The sequence below is a fragment of the Okibacterium sp. HSC-33S16 genome (assembly GCF_024171565.1).
Taxonomy (GTDB): domain Bacteria; phylum Actinomycetota; class Actinomycetes; order Actinomycetales; family Microbacteriaceae; genus Mycetocola_A.
Genome location: NZ_JALJZZ010000006.1, coordinates 231,877 through 254,775, shown reverse-complemented (window position 1 = coordinate 254,775; position 22,899 = coordinate 231,877). Strand labels below are relative to the sequence as shown.

Annotated in this window: 23 protein-coding genes; 7 read left to right on the top strand and 16 right to left on the bottom strand. The window is 62.7% G+C overall.

Features of this window, described 5'->3' with window-relative positions:
- Positions 1-20 precede the first annotated feature (20 nt).
- Complete coding sequence (gene lnt / locus L1277_RS14380) at positions 21-1,598, top strand: apolipoprotein N-acyltransferase (protein ID WP_253377367.1); 1,578 nt, start codon at positions 21-23, stop codon at positions 1,596-1,598.
- Positions 1,599-1,708: 110 nt separating this feature from the next.
- Here lnt and L1277_RS14375 read toward each other — a convergent pair whose 3' ends face one another.
- The 4 genes from L1277_RS14375 to L1277_RS14360 all read right to left on the bottom strand — a co-directional run bounded on the left by L1277_RS14375 (position 1,709) and on the right by L1277_RS14360 (position 4,460).
- A complete protein-coding gene (locus tag L1277_RS14375; protein WP_253377366.1) occupies positions 1,709-2,077 on the bottom strand; it encodes an RNA polymerase-binding protein RbpA in 369 nt (122 codons plus the stop codon).
- A 96-nt stretch (positions 2,078-2,173) separates the two neighbouring features.
- Entirely contained in the window at positions 2,174-2,956 is a 783-nt protein-coding gene (locus tag L1277_RS14370; protein ID WP_253377365.1) for a glycerophosphodiester phosphodiesterase family protein, read from the bottom strand.
- 5 nt (positions 2,957-2,961) lie between these two features.
- Positions 2,962-3,972 (bottom strand): SPFH domain-containing protein, encoded by a 1,011-nt coding sequence (locus L1277_RS14365; protein WP_374110254.1) that lies wholly within the window; start codon positions 3,970-3,972, stop codon positions 2,962-2,964.
- 17 nt (positions 3,973-3,989) lie between these two features.
- Complete coding sequence (locus L1277_RS14360) at positions 3,990-4,460, bottom strand: NfeD family protein (protein WP_253377361.1); 471 nt, start codon at positions 4,458-4,460, stop codon at positions 3,990-3,992.
- 159 nt (positions 4,461-4,619) lie between these two features.
- On the opposite strand from L1277_RS14360, the gene L1277_RS14355 reads away from it, so the two are divergent.
- On the top strand, positions 4,620-5,384 hold the full coding sequence (locus tag L1277_RS14355; protein ID WP_253377359.1) for an SDR family oxidoreductase: 765 nt from the start codon (positions 4,620-4,622) through the stop codon (positions 5,382-5,384).
- 38 nt (positions 5,385-5,422) lie between these two features.
- On the opposite strand, the gene L1277_RS14350 is transcribed toward L1277_RS14355, so the two are convergent.
- The 9 genes from L1277_RS14350 to trpD form a co-directional block, all read right to left on the bottom strand.
- Positions 5,423-5,944: an HdeD family acid-resistance protein gene (locus L1277_RS14350; protein WP_253377357.1), complete on the bottom strand. Its 522-nt coding sequence runs from the start codon at positions 5,942-5,944 to the stop codon at positions 5,423-5,425.
- A gap of 297 nt (positions 5,945-6,241) precedes the next feature.
- Positions 6,242-7,906, bottom strand: a complete 1,665-nt coding sequence (locus tag L1277_RS14345) for a GMC oxidoreductase (protein WP_253377355.1) — start codon at positions 7,904-7,906, stop codon at positions 6,242-6,244.
- Positions 7,907-7,926: 20 nt separating this feature from the next.
- The gene (locus L1277_RS14340) at positions 7,927-8,874 is read right to left on the bottom strand and encodes a glycosyltransferase family 2 protein (protein WP_253377353.1); all 948 of its coding nucleotides are present in this window, start codon (positions 8,872-8,874) and stop codon (positions 7,927-7,929) included.
- A 239-nt stretch (positions 8,875-9,113) separates the two neighbouring features.
- Entirely contained in the window at positions 9,114-10,070 is a 957-nt protein-coding gene (locus L1277_RS14335; RefSeq protein ID WP_253377351.1) for a DMT family transporter, read from the bottom strand.
- Between the two features lie 95 nt (positions 10,071-10,165).
- Positions 10,166-10,483: a hypothetical protein gene (locus tag L1277_RS14330; protein WP_253377349.1), complete on the bottom strand. Its 318-nt coding sequence runs from the start codon at positions 10,481-10,483 to the stop codon at positions 10,166-10,168.
- A 42-nt stretch (positions 10,484-10,525) separates the two neighbouring features.
- On the bottom strand, positions 10,526-11,251 hold the full coding sequence (gene dhaM / locus L1277_RS14325; protein WP_253377347.1) for a dihydroxyacetone kinase phosphoryl donor subunit DhaM: 726 nt from the start codon (positions 11,249-11,251) through the stop codon (positions 10,526-10,528).
- Entirely contained in the window at positions 11,248-11,901 is a 654-nt protein-coding gene (gene dhaL, locus L1277_RS14320; RefSeq protein WP_253377345.1) for a dihydroxyacetone kinase subunit DhaL, read from the bottom strand. The genes dhaM and dhaL overlap by 4 nt, the downstream gene beginning before the upstream one ends.
- Before the next feature lie 46 nt (positions 11,902-11,947).
- Positions 11,948-12,949, bottom strand: coding sequence for a dihydroxyacetone kinase subunit DhaK (gene dhaK, locus L1277_RS14315; RefSeq protein WP_253377343.1), 1,002 nt, complete (start codon positions 12,947-12,949; stop codon positions 11,948-11,950).
- Between the two features lie 99 nt (positions 12,950-13,048).
- On the bottom strand, positions 13,049-14,101 hold the full coding sequence (gene trpD, locus L1277_RS14310; protein WP_253377341.1) for an anthranilate phosphoribosyltransferase: 1,053 nt from the start codon (positions 14,099-14,101) through the stop codon (positions 13,049-13,051).
- A gap of 103 nt (positions 14,102-14,204) precedes the next feature.
- Here trpD and L1277_RS14305 point away from each other — a divergent pair, with 103 nt between their 5' ends.
- The 5 genes from L1277_RS14305 to L1277_RS14285 all read left to right on the top strand — a co-directional run bounded on the left by L1277_RS14305 (position 14,205) and on the right by L1277_RS14285 (position 19,437).
- A complete protein-coding gene (locus L1277_RS14305; protein ID WP_256481723.1) occupies positions 14,205-14,873 on the top strand; it encodes a heme-copper oxidase subunit III in 669 nt (222 codons plus the stop codon).
- A gap of 20 nt (positions 14,874-14,893) precedes the next feature.
- The gene (locus L1277_RS14300) at positions 14,894-15,709 is read left to right on the top strand and encodes a c-type cytochrome (RefSeq protein ID WP_253377339.1); all 816 of its coding nucleotides are present in this window, start codon (positions 14,894-14,896) and stop codon (positions 15,707-15,709) included.
- Between the two features lie 45 nt (positions 15,710-15,754).
- Entirely contained in the window at positions 15,755-16,843 is a 1,089-nt protein-coding gene (locus tag L1277_RS14295; RefSeq protein ID WP_253377337.1) for a ubiquinol-cytochrome c reductase iron-sulfur subunit, read from the top strand.
- Positions 16,840-18,465: a ubiquinol-cytochrome c reductase cytochrome b subunit gene (locus L1277_RS14290; RefSeq protein ID WP_253377335.1), complete on the top strand. Its 1,626-nt coding sequence runs from the start codon at positions 16,840-16,842 to the stop codon at positions 18,463-18,465. Before L1277_RS14295 ends, L1277_RS14290 begins: the two co-directional genes overlap by 4 nt.
- Positions 18,466-18,681: 216 nt before the next feature.
- Positions 18,682-19,437, top strand: a complete 756-nt coding sequence (locus L1277_RS14285) for a class I SAM-dependent methyltransferase (protein ID WP_253377333.1) — start codon at positions 18,682-18,684, stop codon at positions 19,435-19,437.
- 383 nt (positions 19,438-19,820) lie between these two features.
- Here L1277_RS14285 and L1277_RS14280 read toward each other — a convergent pair whose 3' ends face one another.
- Genes L1277_RS14280 through coxB form a run of 3 tightly spaced genes read right to left on the bottom strand, consistent with a single transcriptional unit; the run spans position 19,821 to position 22,869 of the window.
- The gene (locus L1277_RS14280) at positions 19,821-20,243 is read right to left on the bottom strand and encodes a cytochrome c oxidase subunit 4 (RefSeq protein ID WP_253377332.1); all 423 of its coding nucleotides are present in this window, start codon (positions 20,241-20,243) and stop codon (positions 19,821-19,823) included.
- A complete protein-coding gene (ctaD, locus tag L1277_RS14275) occupies positions 20,243-21,973 on the bottom strand; it encodes a cytochrome c oxidase subunit I (protein WP_253377330.1) in 1,731 nt (576 codons plus the stop codon). Before ctaD ends, L1277_RS14280 begins: the two co-directional genes overlap by 1 nt.
- Entirely contained in the window at positions 21,973-22,869 is an 897-nt protein-coding gene (gene coxB, locus L1277_RS14270) for a cytochrome c oxidase subunit II (RefSeq protein WP_253377327.1), read from the bottom strand. The genes ctaD and coxB overlap by 1 nt, the downstream gene beginning before the upstream one ends.
- Positions 22,870-22,899: the final 30 nt, after the last annotated feature.

The following is a 22,899-nucleotide window of genomic DNA, read 5'->3' as shown; positions in this document are numbered from 1 at the left end:
CGACGATCTAGGCTGGGGAGGTGACGCCCCCACAACGCCCGCCCCTGCCTCTCCTCGTCGCCGCGGTGGTCGCGATCGCCGCTGGTCCCGTGCTCGACGCCGGTTTCCCGGACAAGGGGATCTGGCCGCTCGCATTCGTTGGTGCAGCACTGATCCTCGTGTCCCTCATCGGCCGGAGCGTCGGTGGTTCTCTCCTGGTCGGCTTCCTCGGCAGTGTGTCGTTCTACCTCGTCCACGTGTCATGGACAGCGTTGTACCTCGGGCCCGTTCCGTGGATTGCCCTGTCGGTTCTTGAGTCGCTCTTCTTCGCGGTTGGCGCTCTTCTGATCACCCTGGCTTTCCGTCTCATCCCACGGGTGTGGGCTCACCGATTTGGTCGCCTGGTTCTCTTGCCCCTCGTGGTCGCTGGTCTCTGGACGGCACGCGAGGCTCTGGTTAGCACCTGGCCATACGGGGGATTTGCCTGGGGACGGATGGCGCTCAGCCAGTCCGAAAGCCCCTTCGCCCCGCTCGTGGCGTGGGTCGGACTCAGCGGTTTGAGTTTTCTCATGGTCTGGCTCATCGCCTTTGCGATCCAGATCGTGCGGGAACCTGACATCGTGAGCGTCTTCACACGCATTGCCCTCCCGGCGGCCGCGATCGCCCTGGTTCTCGCTGTCCCGTCTGTTCCTGTCGTGGTGAGCGGGGTCTCAACGATCGCTGCCGTCCAGGGAAACGCCAAAGCTGGTTATTTCGACGACAGACAGCCGGGCGACATCCTCATGGCTCAAGCGTCGGCGAGCCTCGATGTTGTGGGAACGAACGTCGACATGGTGGTGTGGCCGGAGAACGGCTCAGACCTGAATCCTCTTGAGGTACCCGAAGCGGCCGGAGTGTTGGACTACCTCGGTTCCCAACTCAACGCGCCGATTCTCACCGGGACAATCACCGAACGAGAGGGCAAGTTCTTCAACACCTCTCTCCTCTGGACTGCGGGCCGGGGAGCGCTCGACTACTACGACAAGCGTCATCCCGTTCCGTTCGGCGAGTACGTGCCGGATCGCGAGTTTTGGGAACCGTTCGCGCCCGACCTGATCGGTTTGGTTGCTCGCGAATACACACCGGGCACCCGCGACAACATTTTCGACGTCAACGGCGTCATTGCCGGAATCTCCATCTGCTTTGACATTGTGGACGACGCGCTCACCCGGGAGGCCGTCGACCGTGGCGCGCAAGTCATCATTGCGCAGACCAACAATGCGGACTTCGGCCGAACCGACGAGAATCAACAGCAGCTAGCCATTGCGCGTCTGCGAGCCATCGAGTCTTCGCGCTCAGTCGTGAACGTTTCGACGGTGGGAACCAGCCAGATGATTGCCCCGGACGGTCGCACGCTGACCCAGATTCCCGCGTACGAGCCGGGTGCAATGGTGGAAAGCGTCCCCTTGTCGACCACCACGACGCCGGCGATGCGGTACGGCGCCGTCATCGAATTCGTCATGGCTTTCTTCGGATTGGCTGGCCTCGCGATTGCTGCTCTCAGTACTCCACGGAAGCGGCGAGGCGCGACCGGTACGGCAGAAAAGAAGCCTCGCTTGCGAGACACGCAGACCGCGTAGAGGCTCTCGAAAAAGCCGCACCACCGCCGATCACATGAAACCAGCTGTGGTCTCACAGCGACATCAAAAAAGGCGCTCGGTGACCGAGCGCCTTTTTGTGTGCTGGGAACCTAGGCTCCCACCTTCTTATTCAATCCGCGACGCTCGCGAAGGAACGACAGGCGCTCTTCGAGCAGCTCCTCAAGTTCTTCACGCGACCGGCGCTCAAGCAGCATGTCCCAGTGGGTGCGTGCCTGCTTCTGGTCGGACTTGTCGATCGTGATCGGCTCCGAACCCACCATGAGAACGGCCTCATGCCCGCAGTGGCGGCACTCCCAGGTTTCGGGAGCCTCCGCGTCAGCCGCAAACATCAGCGCTGTCTCGTGGTTACATTCGGGGCACAGGTACACGAACCGTGTTCGGTCTGAAAATACGACGCCCTCTTCGCTCTGTAAGCTCTGGGCGCCCAGGCGCATTCCGCGCAAACTGCGATCAGCCATTGTGTGGTCCCCTCCTCGCTCGCTTCTCACAGTTATAGACCCCCAAACTGGGGAGAAGCTTCCCGTCGCCGCAAAACTCGCAGCTAACGCCCAGACTCAGCGGGAGCGACTCCGCCAGGCGTCGACGAGGGGGAGGGCAAGATCGACCCGATCCGTGATCAGTCCGTCGACACCCAACGCCAGTAACCGTTCCATGTCGGAGACGTCATTGACGGTCCACACGTGGACCTCGACACCGGCCCGGTGCATGGTCGACAGGCTTCGGGGCGTCACGAGCTGAATGTTTCTGTGCCGTTCCGGAATCTGAACCACCGGCACACCGGCGAGCGATCGTCGGACGACTTCCACCGAACCGGCTTTTGCTCCGATAAGCGCCCGGGTGACAAGGCGCGACGACGCGGAGCTGGTTACGGCGGTTAGCTGATCGATAGCCCGTACACGCCGCCGTTCGTCGAAGGAGGTCACGAGCACCCGGTCAGTCGCTGAGGCTGCACGGATCGCGTGAGCCGTCGGCTCGGGAGCATGCTCTGATTTCACGTCGATGTTGAAGCGAGTGCTCCCGAACCGGTTGAGTGCGGCCGCGAGTGTTGGCACGCGGTGTCCGCCGCCGAGATCCACTTCGCTCAGCTCGTGCAGAGTGAGGTCACGCACCGTGTGGACCACGCCGTCCACCGTGACATCCGGGTCGTGTACGAGCACGGCGATTCCGTCCGCTGTGGCGTGCACGTCAGTTTCGATGTATTCCGCGCCCACATCGATGGCGGCCTGGAACGCGGCGAGCGTGTTCTCCGGCACCCCGAGCGCGAGCCCCCTGTGCGCGAAGACGCGGGGACGTTGCGGAGTCAGAAAGCGGGACTGCGGCGAGGACTCGTCGATCACCGTCGCTACTCGGACGCCGGTGGCGACGCGGGCGGTGCAGGCGGACCGGCCGGCGGGAACGACGGCGGCACGTTGGCCGGGAAGACGCTGGACGGCACGTCGGGCACCGGTCCTGCCGGGGGAGCGGACCGAGAATTCTCTGCTCCGGGGACGAACGCCTTTCCGAGCCCCTTGAGTGCTTCGGTCAACTCAGACGGGATGATCCACAACTTGTTCGATGAACCGTCCGCGAGCTTCGGTAGAGTTTGCAGGTACTGGTACGCGAGAAGCTTGGGGTCCGGATCACCGCGGTGGATCGCGTCGAAGACCGTCGTGATGGCTTCGGCTTCACCTTGGGCGCGGAGAACGGCTGCTCGTGCGTCACCTTCAGCACTGAGGATCGCGGCCTGCCGGGCACCTTCGGCCGTCAGGATCGCCGATTGCTTGGTACCTTCAGCGGTTAGGATCAACGCGCGACGGTCGCGCTCGGCACGCATCTGCTTTTCCATCGAGTCCTGGATCGACAGGGGCGGGTCAATGGCCTTGAGCTCGACACGACCCACGCGAATGCCCCATTTGCCGGTCGCTTCATCGAGGACCACCCGCAGTTGGCCGTTAATGTTGTCGCGGCTGGTGAGGGCTTCTTCGAGGTTCAGCCCACCCACGACGTTACGCAATGTCGTCGTGGTGAGCTGCTCGACAGCACCGAGATAATTGGCGATTTCGTAGGTGGCGGCGCGAGCATCCGTCACTTGGAAATAAACGACAGTGTCAATGGAGACGACGAGGTTGTCTTCGGTGATCACCGGCTGCGGCGGGAACGAAACGACCTGCTCACGCATATCGATGAGCGGGCGCACCCGGTCGATGAACGGGACGAGTAAGTTCAAGCCGGGTTGGAGCGTCTTGTGGTAGCGGCCCAGCCGCTCGACAACTCCGGCCGAGGCCTGCGGGATGATGCGAATGGCCCGGAAGAGGACGACCAGGATGAAGATGACAACGACAACGCCAACAACCCAGGCGATAACCGTTCCAATGACGTCGGATGCACTGCTCACGATGCGTTCCTCTCTGAGGGGATAACCACGGCCGTTGCGCCGCGGATGGCCTGGACCTGCACGGAGGTACCGGGCTCGAGACTCGTTGCTGGCGAGTCGGGATCGACACTGGCCGTCCAGAGCTCACCGTTGGCCAGCTTCACCTGTCCGCCGTGGCCGGACACCGTTTGCACTACCCGGCCGGAGGCTCCGACAAGGGCGTCAATGTTGCTTTTGGCCGGGTCCTCACCCTTGCGCAGCGCGCGAAGAAGCGACGGTCGGACCAGAAGGAGCAGGAGGACGGATGCCGCGGCCGCGATGAGGAATTGACCCCACCACGGGACGCCGATCGTCCCGGAGAGGAGACCAATGGCCGATCCGATGGCGAGCATGAGGAACGTGAATTCGAGACTCAACATCTCAACGGTGACGAAGAGGAGGATGAGCACGAGCCAGATGATCCAGATGTACTCGATAATCCAGTCCATGGAACCCCCTTCTGGTGCTGAAGCAGTGCGCCGGTGCTGGCTGCCTTGTGATCGAATCTAGCAGTCGCTGAAAGGCGGCGCATCGATACTTCTTGATAGTCTCGGGTGCCGGGAATCGCCCCCTTCCGGCTGTACCGCCCCGTGTCTAAGGAGTTCATCGTGTCCAATCCGCTCGTTCCAGGTTCGCTCGCTGAAAAGAACATCCTCGTCACGGGGTCGTCTCGTGGCATCGGCGCAGATACGGTTCGGTACTTCGCTGAAGCCGGGGCTCGAGTCGTCATCAACTACCGCAACAAGGAAGCGCGGGCGGTGAAACTGGCCGACCAGATTCGCGCGGCCGGGGGGACTGCGATCACTGTTGGTGCCGATCTAACCGACCCCGTGAGCGTTCAGGCAATGTTCGACGCGGTGCGCGCGGAGTTCGGTTCGCTCGATGTGCTCGTGCTTAACGCATCCGGGGGAATGGAGAGCGGGATGGCCGAGGACTACGCCATGCAGCTGAACCGGGACGCCCAGCTCAACGTGCTCGACTCCGCCATGCCGCTTCTCGCTGAGGGTTCGCGCGTAGTGTTCGTGACAAGTCACCAGGCGCACTTCATCCGTACGACGCCGACGATGCCCGAGTACATTCCGGTGGCGTTGTCGAAGCGCGCCGGGGAGGACGCACTGCGGGCGAAGCTGCCGGAACTGACCGAACGGAACATCGGTTTCGTTGTGGTCTCCGGCGACATGATCGAGGGCACCATCACCGCAACGCTGCTCGAGCGCGCAAATCCCGGGGCCATCAGCTCGCGGAAGGACGCGGCAGGGAAGCTCTACAACGTCGGCGAATTTGCCGCAGAGGTGGCTCTGGCCGCTGTGCAGCCGATCCCGGAGAACAACACGCGCTATGTGGGGGACACCAGCGACTTCATCGCGGAGTAGCGCGGACGACCTGCCGTTATGTCAAGTAACGGCAGGTGTTACCCGGAGCGGGGAGCGCGGCCGATCATGGCGCCCTGGATCGCCTGCATCAGACCGGCGACGATCAGCAGCACGGCCGTGAGTTGCAACCAGAACACGGTCGCGGCGACGGGCGCGACAAGAACGATGACACCAGCGGCGATGCTGACGATTCCGAAGAGAACGGTTACCCAGGTGGCTCGGCCTCGTGGCACATCCACGAGGACTCCGATGCCCTCGAGTATCCAGGTGAAGCCAATGAGCGTCGCAACGACCGTCACGCCAAAGAGCGGGTTCGCCAGAACGAATGCTCCGCCGACCACCAGTAATATCCCGAACACCGCGAGGAACGCTCGGTAGGAATTTGCAAGGCCACGAGACATCGCGGCCTTCACGATTCGGGCGACGCCGCTCACAATGAAGTACAGGCCGAAGAGCCAGGCGACGAGGGCAAGCGTTGCTTGCGGCCACACCAGGATGGCGATTCCGACGAGAATTGCGACGACGCCGGCGACAATGATGGCGAGTCGAACAGTTTTCACTTGGGACGCCGAAATTGACGTCGAATCGACGCGGAAGAAATACGACACGATGATCTCCGATCTCGGGTTCCTGTCCGGTTCACTGAGCGTCGCTAGTGCGTGATCCTGATTCCCGTGCCGGAAGCCGCTGTGCTCGATTGTGCACCACAGAAGCGGATTGATGCCAGAGCCTTCTGAGCCCAAGCCCCACTTCACTTTGTTCCGATAATGCACATTATGTCAAGTAAGTTACGGGCGGCCCTTCCCGACCATCTCCCCAGTCGCCCGTCTGCCCGGAGGTTCCGGCACCCCTCGTCGCTAGGACGCCAACGGGACCGACGGGCTTTTCTCGATCCGCATCGGCGCTACTTCAGCACTGAGTTCGGCCAGGTGATGAGCTAACCGCACTGCCAGGCACGCGGCAAGGTAGGTTGGGTTCGCTTCGCCGGCGGTTCGAAAAACGCTGCTCGATGCGATAAAGAGGTTCGCTGATCCGTGAACGCGACAATCGGCGTCGACGACGCCGTCGCCCGGCTCCCTGCTCATCCGGGTTGTCCCAATGCTGTGGAACCCGTCAATCGCCTGCTCCCACACCCCTGCGCGTACCTCCTCCTCGGTTTTCGCCAGGTATTCGACGTGGCCGATGCCCGCCGACCGTAGCTGTGCATCCAGGAGGCGGTGGGCACGGAGAACTGATTCGATGTCCTGGTCGGCGAACTGAAAGTCGATGGAGAGCCGGGGGCCTTCCCGACCGGACGCAAGCTTTAGTCGACTGTCGGGGTTCGGGATCTGTTCACCGTGATAGTGCAAGGCGTAGCGTCCCGAGTCATTGTGAAGAATGAAGCCCGGCTTGCGCACAGCCGAAATATAGCGATGGACCAGGACGTCGAGAACGTCCGCAGCTGCTCTCCACGGTCGCCGCAAAACATTCAGGATGTGCGCTCCGATCCGACGCGGTGGCTCACCGATGTGCCGCAGCCGAATACCCTCGGCGAGGAGCCGTCGCCCGATGAAAGGGATGACCAGTCCGAGGTAGACGAGCGAGAGGGTGGCGTTCCGATGCCCAACTTCGTAAAACGGCGGGTTGTCGACATAGAAACTCGTGTTGAGGATCTCGTTACGCCGTTGCGCCTCTTCGGACAGCGTGAACCGCCGCCTCAAGTACGTGCCATCAGGGTCCTGGGTGAAATCCATTTCCCTGGCGCGCTTCGGCTCTGTGAAAACAACATCGGCGACACTCCCCGAGGCGTGTCCCATGTAGTAGCGACCGAGCGGACCATCGATGCCACCAAACATCGTCGGGTGGGAACGTTGGACGGTAAGCAGCAGCCTCGTGGTCTCAAGTCCCCCCATGGCCAGTGCATAGTGCGCGGCCCGAACATCCTGGCGTTCACCGCGTTGCTGAACCACAAGCGCGGTCACCTCTCCCCCGGGCGCGAAGGTCAGATCGACGACAGGGGCATTGAGCAGGACGGTGATATTGGGGTGCTCCCGCACGCGACGCCCGAGGCGATCGGCGAGTTTCGGTTGCTTTGACCAACGCTCAAGCTGCGTCGTCTCGATATCCGGGAGTTCAGCCCAGTCAGCCTTAGCCGTTCGAAAGCGCGCCTGGCCGCAGTCAAGATAGTCAGCAGCCGCAGCCTGCCACGGTGTGATGTCATCGAGGGTGAGAGGCCAATCCGAATCGGGCACGAAGTCTCTGCGCTCGAAGTCGATCGGTTCAAATGTGACACAGCGCCCGCCCCACAGCGAGGACGTTCCCCCGATCCCCCGTCGCGTCACCTGCTCAATGGGTGCGTGCCGATCGGGGTTGGCGATGAGATCCGGGCCGCCAGCGGGTTTCGGGATATTCCGCTCGGCTGAGCGTTCGGACCCCGCGTCCACCAGGAGAACGAAGAGACCGGCATCGGCCGCTTCGAGGGCGAGGGCGAGGCCGACCGGGCCCGCCCCCACCACACAGCAATCGACAGCCCCCACGCGCATCGGACGTTTGTTTCTACCGTTCATGCCTCTACCCCCTCGGCGGGTCGACTGGAGGCGTCCCGCTCCCACGCCCGGTCTCGAGCGCGAAGCGCAATGCGAGACCTCCTTCTGGCCACCGCGGTCAGGAGGACATACCATGCCATATCACCTGCGCTGCGCGGTCCTCGCACCGATGCAACGAGTGACCGTCCGCGACTGGTCGTCGTCGACGGGACTCCGAGTTCCACTTGCCCCCGCCGTTGTCGAGTGAGAACGGCAAGGAGTCCGGAGAGGTCGCGCGGAGTGCGAACGCGCATCGGCAGCGTCGGCACGATGCGCTTTTCATGGTCCGCGAACTGCGTGTCAATCCACGAGTCGTCCGCCGTGACCTGAGGAAATTCCGAGAAGCGACGGTGCCCGGACTCGCTGACCGCATACCCGCCAGCGCCCCACAAGCGGAGCGGAGGCGCAGGAATGCGACTTCGTGCGCGATAGTAAGCCTGAACGGGACGAGAAGCACTGGAGGTGTCGTACACGTAGCGTGGCCGAGCCGCATCCACCCCAGGCGACCTCAGCTCGTCGAAGACGGCGAGTACCGCTGATGGCGAAATGTCGATATCGGCATCAAGGTAAAGGCGCGGCCACCGGGATGCGAAAGCGTCGCCATGGTTGAGCGCCGCAGTTTTCGACGCTTCGGTCGTCTCGAGCACCGTGACGCCCGGCATACGTCGTGCAACCTCAGCGGTGTCGTCAGTGCATCCGTTGCACACGACGATAATCTCCAGCTGCGGTGCGTCAGACAGGGCGCCCAGGCTTTTCAGCGTCCGGGCAATCACGGCCGCCTCGTTGTGGGCTGGAATGATGACCGCTCCCGACACCGCTCCCCCGTCGACCGGCAGCCGGATCGGCAGCCTCCGGACATCGTGTGATTCTTCGACGGCCCCATCCGCAGGCAGGCTCGCGTCGCGTGCCCCCACCGGCGCGCTCATCGGCCGGAGTCCATCCGGTTACGGCGAAGGAAGCTACGGATCGGGCGCTGGAGTGGAGTCATTGAAGTCCCTGTGTAACGGATGACCTGTGGGGCGGACAGGATAATAAGCTGAGGAATGCTCGTATCCAGACTTCAGGCTAGTCCCCTTTGCCACGACGAATCCACCCCATATCGGGGGGCTGCGACGAAGGTCGGCGTCTGACGCCGTCACAGAGCCAGAAGCGGCCCGTACCTGCGCTAATCCGAAATGTCGCCCGGCGCGACGACCGCTGACGTCCGGCGCGATCGCGGGGCGAGCCGCACGCCGGCACTCGTGACAATCACGAGACCAAGAGCGACGAGACCGAACCCGATCCAGCCGACCGGGTTGAGTCTCTCCCCCACCACAACGATCGCCAGCGCCGTCGCCACCAGAGGTTCGACGAGAGTCAGGGTGGTGACGGTGGAGGCTGACAACATCCGCAATCCATATCCAAATGCGAGGTACGCCAGCGCCATCGGAACCACTGCGAGATAAACCAGAATCAGGATGCCACGTGGTTCGGCAAGTGGGCCGGGCCCGGCAACAAAGAACCACGGCACCATGAGCAGCGAACCTGCGAAAAACATCGTGCCCATAGCGACCGACGACGATATACCGGTGGCGATGACGGCCGAACCTGCAACGGAGTACGCCGCGTATCCGAGCCCTGCCACGAGCCCAAGGGCGACGCCGGCGACTGTCGCGTCCGTCGATGTCGCTCCTGCCACCCCGTGGGAAGAGACACCGAAGGACAAGAGTCCGATACCCGTGACCGCCACGACTGTCGCGACGACCCACCGCGCGGTCAATCGTTTGCGCCGCAGCAGGCGATCGAGCAGCGCAGCGAAGAGCGGACCCGAGCCCAGGGCCACCACATTTCCGGCAGCAACGCCGATGAGGCTCATCGAGATGTAATACGTGGTGGGGTACACCACAATGCCGATGGTTCCGAAGAGAAGCCAGGGCCAGTTCGCGCCCGGTCGCCGAAGCAGCGTCAGGATCGCCCGCGGGGCGCGGAGCAGGAGCAGGACACCGCCAAAGCCGAAGGTGGCCAGCCCGATCAGCAGGGGCGAGCTTCCTGCTGGGGCAAAGGAAGCAACAGTTCCGGTCGTACCCCACAGCACGGCCGCGGCCAGTACCGCCGCAACATGCGATGTCGAGTGCTCGGTCACCACGAATCCTCCGCCAGCCTCGGAGGTGTGCTTCTCCGTCGGCTAGTTCGAGATTAGGGCACCAGCACAGCGGGTGGCGTCATGCCGAGTCGGGCTCAGCGCGCGCCCGCCCGGGACCGCCGCGCTTCGCGCAGCGGCATGCCCAGTTCGTCGAGCGGTGAGGTGTTCTCATGCTCGAGGCTGTGGTCGATCGGCGCAGGGCAGTTGAGGATCGCGTTGGAGGTGGTGTGGTCGATGACGTGCTCCCCCATCGGGTGCCCACACACGGGGCACGGGGCGGCGGCGTGCTTCTCTTCGGCACCGTATGGCCCGACGGGAGGCGGGCCAAAGACCGGCGTCAACTTGCGGTCGACCCAGGCAGCGCTCCGAACGAGTCGCCCGTCTTGGCTTGGGGTCTTCTTCGACGTGTCCATGGGGCCATCGTACGCCCGATTTCGGATTAAGGTGAGGAACCGTCAGGCTTCCCCGAAACCCGTCTCCACCAGATCGGCGAGGGCATCGACAGCGGCGCGGCCGTCAGGGTCTTCGGTCGCAATTTCAGCAATCTTGCCTTTGACAAGACCGAGCGCCATGATCGCCAGCAGGCTCTTCGCGTCCCTGCCGTTGACGGTGACCCGTGGCTCGAACGTGCTCGCGAGTTTCACGAAGTCTGCAGCTGGCCGCGCATGCAAACCGTCGCGGTTGACGATCGTCACCGACCGCGAGTAGCCCGCGGGCGCTCGGCTGTCAGTTGGCGCCGGGTCGGCGACGCTCGCCTCACCTGCCCTTGTGCCGGCGTTATCACCTGGCGATGCCGCGAAGGCATCGATGGCGGACCTCGCGGCGGCGGCAACTCCGGCGAGGTCTGCGCCGGTCTGCGCGGCAACCGCTGCCGCCACTCCGCCTTCGACAAAGGGCGCATCGAGGAGTCGAACCGATGCCCGTTCAGCGTCGTCGAGGAAGTCGAGAGCCGTTTCCGTGGTCAGCACGGCAGAGCCGAGATCGCAGAGCAGAACGACTCCGTCGCCGGAAGCCGCCTGAGTAATACCTGCCGTCACCTTGTCGAAACTCGTGCCGATTCCGTCGTCGTCGGTGCCGCCTGCGGCAACAAGCGTGACGTCGGGCGCCATCTGGCGGGCAAGCTCCACGAGCCCCTCCGCGATTCGGGTACTGTGCGAAACAAAAACGATGCCGACAGTCACGATCCGTTCCCCGAGCCGCCAGCGGCAACCGTAGCGGCAGCCCGCAACAGGAGCGCGGTGGACTGCGCACCGGGGTCGCGGTGACCGATCGCCCGCTCACCCAGGTAACTCGCTCGACCTTTACGGGCGACAAGCGGCTCGGTGGCTTCAGCACCGTGCTCGGCTGCGGCTGCCGCCGCAGCCAAAACCCCGGCCTCATCCTCACCGGCGACCTGCGCCTGGACAGCAGCGTCAACGGCTGGTGTCCAGGCGTCGATCATGGTCTTGTCGCCAGTCTCCGCCTTTCCGCGCAGCACGATTCCATCGCGAGCGGCACGGAGAAGCGCCACTACAGCGGCCGGATCGAGCTCGGGCTCAGACCCGACAGCAACGGACGCCTTGAGGAACGCGGTGCCATAGAGCGGACCCGAGGCGCCTCCGACGGTGGAGATCAGCGTCGTTGCCACCATCTTGAGAACATCGGCTGGCACTGCGTCGGCCGACAGTTCGTCGAGTTTGGGCGTGACGGCCGAGAACCCTCTGTCCATGTTCTCACCGTGGTCCCCATCTCCGATGTCTCGGTCGAGGGTGATTAGTTCAACACGATGCTCGGCAATCACCGCGGCGCAAGCCCGCGTCCAGTCGATTGCCCATTGCGTTCCCAGTGTCATGTACGTGCCCTTTCGAACCTCGACGGAAGTGATTGACGACGCTGAATCAACGCCCCCACCGCAGCGCGGCGGTCTGCACCGGTGCATCCCACAGTTCGGTGAGTTCGTCATCCAGTTTGAGCACGGAGAGCGACATGCCCTGCATTTCAAGCGATGTGGTGTAGTTACCGACGAGTGAACGCACAACCTCAATCCCCTGGCTCTTCAGCACCTCAGCGGCGTGCCGGTAGACGATATAGAGCTCAACCTGCGGGGTGCCGCCCATTCCGTTCACGAGCAGGAGGACCTTATCGCCGGAGGTGTACGGGAGATCATCAACGATGGGTCCGAGCATCCGTTCGACAATACTGTCTGCAGGCTCGAGTTTGATTTTCTCGCGACCTGGTTCGCCGTGGATACCAATGCCGATCTCGATCTCATCCTCCGCGAGGATGAAGCTCGGCTCCCCCGCATGCGGGACGACGCACGGTGTGAGAGCGACACCCATGGAGCGGACGTTGGCGTTCACCCGTTCAGCAATGGCGGTGACTTCCTCGAGCGAATCACCACGCTCCGCAGCTGCTCCGGCGATTTTCTCGACGAGCACAGTGCCAGCAACGCCTCGCCGCCCTGCCGTATAGAGAGAATCCTGCACGGCAACGTCGTCGTTGACGATCATGCTGCGTACGTTGACGCCATCCGCAGCCGCGAGGTCCGCAGCCGTTTCGAAGTTGAGAACGTCGCCGGTGTAGTTCTTCACGATGTGGAGCACGCCCGCTCCCCCATCGACCGCTTTCGTGGCGGCAACAATGGGGTCGGGCGTTGGCGAGGTGAAAACGGCACCGGGAACGGCAGCGTCGAGCATGCCGTAGCCGACGAATCCAGCGTGCAGCGGTTCATGACCACTTCCTCCACCGGACACGATTCCGACCTTTCCGCTTCGCGGCGCATCCGTGCGCACAACGAAGACAGGATCGGTTGATGCCCGGACGATGTCGTCGTGAGCGGCCGCGAATCCGGCGACGCCCTCGTCGACGACGTGTTTCGGGTCATTGATGAGCTTCTTCATTGAACTCTCTCCAAATAACAGGTGTGGCAAATGGTAGGTCCCGGGGGCCCGGAGGGCCTGTCACTCAACCTAGCGCCGAAGCACCCCTGAAAGTAAGGTTCAGGCGCTCGCTCCTCGGACCCATTCATCGAGCTTGGCAGCCGCGCGACCGGAGTCAAGAGCGTCTCGGGCCACCTCGAGTTGCGCAGCAAAACGGTCGAGGATCGACACCTGCATTTGGGCCGGGTCTTCGGCGAGCCGGTACGCCACCAGTCCCGCTGCGGCGTTGAGCAGCACGATGTCGCGCACCGCACCCTTCTCCCCGCCGAGCACCCGACGCACAACTCCGGCGTTGTGCTCCGGGTCACCGCCGATGAGCTCGCTCATCTTGACCAACGGGATCCCGAGGTCCCGCGGATCGAGATCATGCTCCGTGACCAGTCCGCGGCTGACTTCCCAGATGTGCGAGTGCCCGGTGGTTGTGAGTTCATCAAGCCCATCGTCTCCGCGGAAAACCAGTGCGGTTGCCCCGCGGGTCTGGAACACTCCGACGAACAGGGGCACCCGGTCGAGTTGGGCAACGCCGACCGCGGACGCTTCCGGTCGCGCCGGGTTGCACAGGGGCCCGAGGAAGTTGAAGACGGTTGGGATGCCCAGATCGGCCCGCACCGGTGCCGCGTGCTTGAATCCGGGGTGGAATGCGGACGCGAAGGCGAACGTGATTCCCGTTTCTTTGAGAGCGGATGCCACTTGGTCCGGTGAGCGCGTGAGGTCGATTCCCAGCGCGGAAAGAACGTCGCTCGCTCCCGAAACGCTGCTGACCGCCCGGTTGCCATGCTTGATCACGGGAACGCCGGTCGACGCGACGACAACACAGGCCATGGTCGAGATGTTGACAGTGCCAAAACGGTCTCCACCGGTGCCGACGATGTCGAGTGCCATCGAATCGACGGGAAGCGGAACGGCACGCTCAAGGATCGCATCGCGGAATCCGACGATCTCGTTGACCGACTCACCCTTCGCCCGGAGGGCCACGAGGAACGCGGCGATCTGCGCCTGGCTGGCCTGTCCGCTGATCACACTCTCCATCGCCCAGGTCGCCTCAGCGACACTGAGGTCCTCCCCGGAGAGCAGTGTCGACAGAAGTTGCGGCCATGAAAGGGAATCAGACATAGGGCCAAGCTTAGCTAGCGGGGTTCCTGCGGCGAATTCACTGCACATTGCCGGTCAGAACTAAGGACTACCTAACTTAAGACTTGCCCGTTCGAGGGCCCGAATGCGAAAAACGCGCCGGAATATCGGCCATAATGGAACAGTGACGAGCACCTCATTGAACTACGCGGCGAGAGCCCAGAAGATCAACAGGCCGAACCCTGTAGCCGTTGGCACCATTGTGTGGCTCGGCAGCGAAGTAATGTTCTTCGCCGGCCTGTTTGCCATTTACTTCACCCTTCGGTCGGTCGCCCCCGACCTCTGGGCGAGCGAAACGTCGCTGCTGAACATCCCGTTCTCGACAACGAACACGATCATCCTTGTTGCATCGTCGTTCACCTGCCAGTTCGGTGTCTTCGCAGCCGAGCGGATGCAGCCGCGATCGGTCGGTCCGAAGCCGTCCCAGTGGGGCATGGTCGAGTGGTTCTTCCTCACCTACGCGCTCGGTGCTATCTTCGTCGCCGGCCAGATCTTCGAGTACGCAACGCTCGTCAGCGAGGGTGTCTCGCTCTCCTCGAACGCTTACGGTTCGGCCTTCTACCTCACCACCGGCTTCCACGGTCTCCACGTCACAGGTGGCCTTATCGCGTTCCTCCTCGTCATCGGTCGCGCATACGCCGTCAAGACCTTCGGCCACAAGGAAGCGACGAGCGCCATCGTCGTCTCGTACTACTGGCACTTCGTTGACGTGGTCTGGATTGGCCTCTTCTTCGTCATCTACGTACTGAAATAGAACCGGAAGACTGCACGCGAATGTTTAGGAATCACAATCGTTCTCCTCGTCAACAGAGGAACACAGGACGCCGCTCACCGCTGGCGACAACAGCCCTGATCGCCGTCGGCCTTCTCTTCACGGGAGGCGCATACGCCGCCTTCTCGACCTCAACGGCCAGCGCGGAAACGGCACACGCCGCAAGCGCCAGCACCGTTGCGGAAGGCAAGAAGCTCTTCCAGGCCAACTGCGCCAGCTGCCACGGCCTTGCCCTCGAGGGCACCGATGAGGCACCAAGCCTGATCGGTGTCGGAGCAGCCTCAGTCGACTTCCAGGTCGGCACCGGCCGCATGCCGCTGCAGGCCCAGGGGCCGCAGGCTCCTGTGAAGCCGGTGCAATTCACGGACGAGCAGGTGCGCGCGCTTGCTGAGTACGTCGCAACGTCGGGCCCCGGCCCCAGCATCCCCGACGAGTCGCTGCTCCAGGCTGATGGCGATGCTGCCAACGGTGCTGAACTGTTCCGCGTGAACTGCGCAATGTGCCACAACGTTGCCGGCGCAGGTGGAGCCCTAACCGAGGGAAAGTTCGCACCGGCACTCACCGGAGTTGAGCCGGTTCACATCTACGAGGCCATGGTCACCGGTCCGCAGAACATGCCCGTCTTCAATGACGCGAACCTCACCCCCGAGGACAAGCGCGACATCATTACGTCACTCAAATTCACCCAGGCGAACTCCACAGTGGGTGGACACGCCCTCGGGAGCCTTGGTCCTGTCGCAGAAGGTCTCTTCATGTGGATCTTCGGACTCGGGGCAGTCGTCGCCCTGACCGTGTGGATCACGGCGCGATCAAACTAAGCAGCAGTGCAGCAATGACACAGCGCAGAACTACTAAGGAGCACAATGGCACAGGACGGTAACAGCGGCACGGATCTCGCCGCTGCCGACTCGTCAAACCACGGCCACGGCACTGAACATGCCGTCGGCACGGCGGTTGTGGCCACGGACGCGGTACCGAACCCGGGCTTCCCCCCGCACCGGCCCCGCGTGACGGATCTGGACCCGAAGAAAGAAAAGCGCGCGGAACGCACCGTCTACACGCTGTTCTACCTCTCGGCTGCGGGAAGCATTTGGGCCATTGCCGCCTACATGATGTTCCCGATCGAGCCCGAGAACCTGGCATCGGTACGCACGAACAACCTGTTCATCGGTCTGGGTCTTGCGCTCGCACTGCTAGCGCTCGGTATCGGCGCCGTTCACTGGGGCAAAGCCCTCATGCACGACCGCGAGGGCATCGACATGCGTCACCCGACGCGCGGCTCGGTCGAGACACGTGAACGTGCCGTTGAGATCTTTGCTGAAGCCAACGAAGAGTCCGGTTTCGGGCGACGTTCGCTCATTCGCAACAGCCTCATCGGTGCACTCATTGCGTTCCCGCTCCCCGCTGTTGTCCTCTTCCGCGGCCTCGCTCCCGAGGGTGAGGACGCCAACCCGGTGAACCTGCTTCAGAACACCATGTGGAAGAAGGGGGACCGTCTCGCCCGTGACCCTTCCGGTGTTCCGATCAAGGCGTCCGACGTCACCATCGGTTCTGTCTTCCACGTCATCCCGGAAGAGCTCGCCAACCTCGGCCACAGCGACGGCTACCTCGAGGAGAAGGCGAAAGCTATCGTTCTCCTCATGCGCCTCAACCCCGAGGAACTCGTCGAAGACGAGGACAAGAAGGACTGGTCGTACGACGGCATCGTCGCGTACTCGAAGGTCTGCACCCACGTCGGCTGCCCCGTCGCTCTGTACGAGCAGCAGACGCATCACCTCCTCTGCCCCTGCCACCAGTCGCAGTTCGATGTGACCAACCACTGTGCCGTGATCTTCGGACCGGCCGCCCGTCCCCTTCCGCAGCTTCCGATCGCTGTTGACGACGAGGGCTACCTCGTTGCACAGAGCGACTTCCTCGAACCTGTTGGCCCAAGTTTCTGGGAGCGTCATTGAGCACCGTCACGGCCCCTGCCGACACCACTAAGGCACCCGCCAAGAAGTCCGGCGGCTTCACCGCTGCGGCATCCAATTACCTGGATGAGCGCACGAGCATCTCGGCTGCCGTCAAGGAATTCGGCCGGAAGATCTTCCCGGATCACTGGTCGTTCCTCCTCGGTGAGGTTGCGCTCTACAGCTTCATCATCATCCTGCTGTCCGGTACCTTCCTGACCTTCTTCTTCCAGGCGTCGATGGCTGAGGTCCACTACGAGGGCTCCTACATCCCGCTCAAGGGTGTCGAGATGAGCGCCGCCATGGCGTCGACCCTCGATCTCTCCTTCGACATCCGCGGTGGCCTCCTGATGCGTCAGGTGCACCACTGGGCTGCACTGCTGTTCGTCGCCTCCATCGGCCTGCACATGCTGCGCATCTTCTTCACCGGTGCGTTCCGCAAGCCGCGCGAGCTCAACTGGGTGATCGGGTTCGTCCTGTTCATCCTGGCGATGGCCGAAGGCTTCACCGGATACTCCCTCCCCGACGACCTGCTCTCCGGAAACGGTCTGCGCATCATCGACGGAATGGTGAAGGGAATCCCGCTGATCGGAACATGGACCTCCTACCTGCTGTTCGGTGGAGAGTTCCCCGGCACAGAGATCGTCGGCCGCCTGTACTCGCTGCACATCCTGTTGCTTCCGGCAATGGTCCTCGCATTCATCGCGTTGCACTTGCTCTTCGTCGTGGTGCACAAGCACACCCAGTACGCCGGGCCGGGCCACACACAGCAGAACGTTGTCGGATACCCCGTCCTCCCCGTGTACGCGGCGAAGGCCGGCGGATTCTTCTTCATCGTCTTCGGTGTCGTGATGCTCATCGCATCGCTCTTTACGATCAACCCGATCTGGAACTATGGCCCGTACGACCCGTCGCCAGTGTCGGCGGGAACACAGCCTGACTGGTACATCGGATTCGCCGACGGTGGGCTCCGTTTGGCCCCGTCGAATCTCGACCTCGTCCTGTTCAACCACACGTTCTCGTTCGGAATCCTTCTGCCGCTCGCGGTCATCGGGCTCTTCATCGTCGCCGTCATGCTCTACCCCTTCCTGGAGGCGTGGATCACCGGAGACAAGCGCGAACACCACATCCTCGACCGTCCTCGCAACGCGGCTACCCGCACGGCGATCGGCGCAGCGGGTGTGACCTTCTACGCCGTCCTCTGGGCAGCAGCAAGCTCCGACATCATCGCGACGCACTTCCACGTCACGATGGAGGGTGTCATCCACACGCTCCAGGCGCTGCTCTTCCTCGGCCCGATCATCGCCTACTTCGTCACGAAGCGGATTTGTATCGGCCTGCAGAAGAAGGATCGCGAGATTGCCCTTCACGGTTACGAATCCGGTCGCATCGTCCGCCTCCCCGGCGGCGAGTACATCGAGGTTCACGAGCCGGTCTCGGACTACGAGCGTTGGAAGCTCGTCAGCCACGAAGAGTACAAGCCGCTCATGATCCGCCCGAACTCTCGCGGCAAGATCACTGCCGGACAGAAGGTTCGCGCCGGATTGTCCCGCTGGTTCTTCGAAGACCGCATCTCCCCCGTGAGCCGGACCGAAATCGAGTCCTCGCACGGAGAACACCACTAAATTCAGATTCCAGAACGGGCAACGTTGATCCTCCGACATCTTGCGGAGGGGCTTCGTTGCCCGTTCTGCTTTTCTTCCCGGTCCGAGAACCGGCTCCTCTCCCCCGTCGATGCACTCGTCATGGGCTGCGAGGTGGGGCACCGCTTTGACGTGAACAAGCGCGGTTATGTCTCACTCCTGCCGCCGTCAAGCCGGATGATCGGCGACAGTCAGGCCATGCTTGACGCACGCAGTCGCTTCTTCGAGACCGGGAGCTATTCTCGAATAGCGGATGCTGTCGCTTCCGCCTGCGTTGCAGCCGTTGCGACTCCACCCAATGAGCACTTCGATTCTGGGGTCGCTGAGTCTGACGACACACCATCGGTGCGGTTGGCAGAACTGGGCTGTGGCACCGGCTATTACCTGCGCACAGCGACACACGCGCTCCGCTCGAACAGCACTGTCGTCGAGCCGGTCGCGGCGGATCTGTCCCCCGCAGCCGTCAAGATGGCCGTGCGCGCCGTGCCGGAGGCCGCCGGCGTCGTCATGGACGTCTGGCAGCCCCTGCCCTTTGTGGACCGCTCACTCTCCGGTATTGTGAGCGTCTTCGCTCCACGAAACCTGCCCGAGTTCGTTCGTGCCCTTCGGCCGGGCGGATTCCTCATTGCGGTCGTGCCGACGACCCGCCACCTCCGCGAGCTCCGCGCCGCGGGGCGTGCGCTCGACATCCCTGACGGCAAGCCTGGCGCACTCGCCGAGTCGGCCGCACCGTGGTTTTCCGAGGTCGAGCGAACCCTCGTGGAATTCGAGATGAACCTCGACCCGGTCACAGTCGACAACCTCATCGGCATGGGACCCTCAGCTCACCACACTCCTGCTGCGGCGGCTGGAACGAGTGCCGAGGAGACCGGGACGTCGACGGCGAAACCTGGGCGTTCCGTCATAACGGCATCCGTGACCGTCCAGACCTTCCGCCTCACATCCCGCGCCTGACACCCGCGAACCGTTTATGGGTCCACTGGGCGCGAAGCACGCCGCGAATGCCCGGCACCGAGCACGGCCAACGCAGGAAGAGCACCGACACCGACACCGCCATCCAGCGAGCACAGCCCAATGACGTTCAGCGCCACCGTGAGCGGCACGCCCGGCGTTCCGTCCTACACCCGATGGCACCACAGCGCTCGAGGCTGTGAGAGACGCACGGCCGGTGTGCAGCACCACGTCGCGCCGCACACCGTTCGGCGTGCTGGAAGCCGCAATGTGGCATCCGCTCTCCTGTCTCGTGGCGAGGTGTGCCGTGTGGCTTTCAGGAGCGCGGATACAACGACAGAGGGCCACACACCGACTGGTGTGTAGCCCTCTGTCTGAGGTTGACTCTACCGAGCGTGGAATCCGCGGTAGTACTCGTAGGTCCAGCCGACGATTGCGATCAGCAGGAGCGGGCCTGCAATGAACGAAATCCAGAACCCGACGGAAAGGCCGAGCATCATCAGGGCGCCACCGGCCGCGAGGATGATGGGCCACCAGCTCCACGGGCTGAAGTGCCCGAGCTCGGGGTCGCCGTCATCGATGTTGGCGGTGAGCGTGTCTTCGGGCAGAGCCCCGCCCTGGTGCTTGAACACCCGGCTGAGGTAGAACCCGACGAACAGAGCGAGCACGGCCGACAGGGTCAGCGCCGTGGTTCCTGCCCATTCGATTGCGCCGTAGTTGGGGTCGGTGAGACTCCAGACTACGTACACACCGGCCATGATCGCGAAGAAGACGGCGAGGATCCAGAAGAGGTTGACGTTAGCCTTCATTACTTCACTTCACCTTCAGCGCGGTCGTAGGTTGGGGTGTCGGGCGCATCCTTCGCGGGGCCAACGCCGACCGGGATACCTGCTTCAGGGTGGTTCAGGTCGAACGCGGGGCGCTCCGAGCGAATCCGCGGAATCGACGTGAAGTTGTGGCGAGGCGGTGGGCAGGACGTGGCCCATTCGAGCGATCCGCCGTAGCCCCACGGGTCGTTGACGGTGACCTTCGGTGCCTTACGAGCGGTGATGTAGACGTTCAGGAAGAACGGCAGCATCGAGAGCGCGAGGATCATGGCACCAACGGTCGACAACTGGTTCATCCAGGTGAAGTTGTCTTCAGGCGAGTACGTCGCGTAACGACGAGGCATGCCCATGACACCGAGCCAGTGCTGGATGAGGAACGTTGTGTGGAAACCGATGAAGAGCAACCAGAAGTGCCAGTAGCCGAGCTTCTCGTTGAGCATCTTGCCGGTCCACTTGGGCCACCAGAAGTAGAAGCCCGAGAACATCGCGAATACGACAGTTCCGAACACCACGTAGTGGAAGTGGGCGACGACGAAGTAGGTGTCAGAGACGTGGAAGTCCAGAGGCGGTGACGCCAGGATGACACCGGTCAGTCCGCCGAACGTGAAGGTGACCAGGAATCCGATTGCCCACAGCATCGGGGTCTCGAACGTCACAGATCCGCGCCACATGGTGCCGATCCAGTTGAAGATCTTTACACCCGTTGGGACCGCGATGAGCATCGTCATGAGTGAGAAGAACGGCAACAGCACCGAGCCGGTCACGTACATGTGGTGTGCCCACACGGTGACGGACAGTGCAGCGATCGAGATCGTTGCGTAGACGAGCGTCTTGTACCCGAAGATCGGCTTGCGGCTGAAGACCGGGAACACTTCGCTCACGATTCCGAAGAACGGCAGCGCGATGATGTACACCTCGGGGTGGCCGAAGAACCAGAACAGGTGCTGCCACAGGATCACTCCACCGTTTTCGGCGTCGTAGATGTGGGCATCGAACACGCGGTCTGCACCGAGTCCGAACAGCGCGGCAGCGAGAACCGGGAAGGCCATGAGGATCAGCAGCGATGTCACCAGGGTGTTCCAGGTGAAGATCGGCATGCGGAACATCGTCATACCCGGAGCACGCATCGTGATGATGGTGGTGATGAAGTTCACACCACCGAGAATCGTTCCGAAACCGGAGAGTGCGAGGCCGAGAACCCAGAGGTTACCGCCAATTCCCGGCGTAAACGTCGTACTCGATAGTGGTGCGTAAGCGAACCAGCCGAAGGACGCCGCACCCTGAGGGGTGAGGAAGCCGCCGATAGCCAGAAGGCTGCCGAAAAGGAACAGCCAGAAGGCGAACGCGTTCAGTCGAGGGAACGCAACGTCAGGCGCACCGATCTGGAGTGGCATGAGCACGTTGGCAAAGCCGGCGAACAGTGGCGTCGCAAACATGAGCAGCATGATCGTGCCGTGCATGGTGAACAGCTGGTTGTACTGTTCCTTCGTCTCGAGCAGCTGCAGGCCCGGTTCGAAGAGCTGCGCGCGGATGATCAGTGCCATCACACCGCCGAGGCAGAAGAACAGGAAGGACGCGATCAGGTACATGTACCCGATCGTCTTGTGGTCAGTGGAGGTGATCCACTTGACCAGAACGTTTCCCTTGCTCTCGACGCGGTTGCGGTTGACAACCTTCGCCTGACCCGCGGGAAGCTCGATAGTCGTAGCCATTAGTAAGCGCCTTCCTCTACACGCTCCGGTGCGTCCGTGCCGGGGAGTGTTGCGTTACGGGAGAACTCATCTCCGTAGTCGCCGACATTGCCTTGGTCGGACAGCGACTGAACGTAGTTGTCGTACTCGTCCTGAGAGACGACCTTCACGTTGAAGAGCATGTCGGCGTGATATTCGCCACACAGCTCGGCACACTTGCCGGCATAGGTGCCTTCACGTTCGGGCACGATCGACATGTAGTTGGTCTTGCCGGGGAACATGTCCTTCTTGTACAGGAAGTCGATGACCCAGAACGAGTGGATGACGTCTCGCGACTGGAGAGCGATACGCACGTCAGCCCCGACCGGCAGGTACAGAGTCGGCAGCTGGTCTTGGTCGACGCTGCCGCCTTCAGACCGCTGCGCCTGGATACCTGACGTCCACACGTCTTCGCCATCAACCGCGTCTGCGTAGATGAAGTCCCATGCCCATTGCTTGGCGAATACTTCGATCTCAACGTCAGGCTCATCGAACTGCGTCTCGATGATCGCCTGGTCACGCGCGGTGAACGCGAAGAACCCAAGCACGAGGATGAGCGGAACGATGGTGTAGAAAATTTCGATGGGCATGTTGTAGCGCATCTGCGCGGGCAGGCCGGTCTGGCCCTTCCGGCGCCGGTACACGACGATTGCCCACAGGGTGAGTCCCCAGGTGAGGAGACCAACGCACAGAAGTACGATCCATGAGGTTACCCACAGACCTGCCACACGCTCAGTGTGGTTTGTTACGGGCGGTTCACCCTCCAGGAAACCTGGAAGATAACCGTGAAGTTCGGCCTGGGTACAGCCGGCGAGAACCACGACAAGCGTGATTGCGACCGGTATAGCAGCCCATCGGAGTCGACGATTCGAGCGCACCTGGGACCTTTCGATGACAGTGTTGTTTCA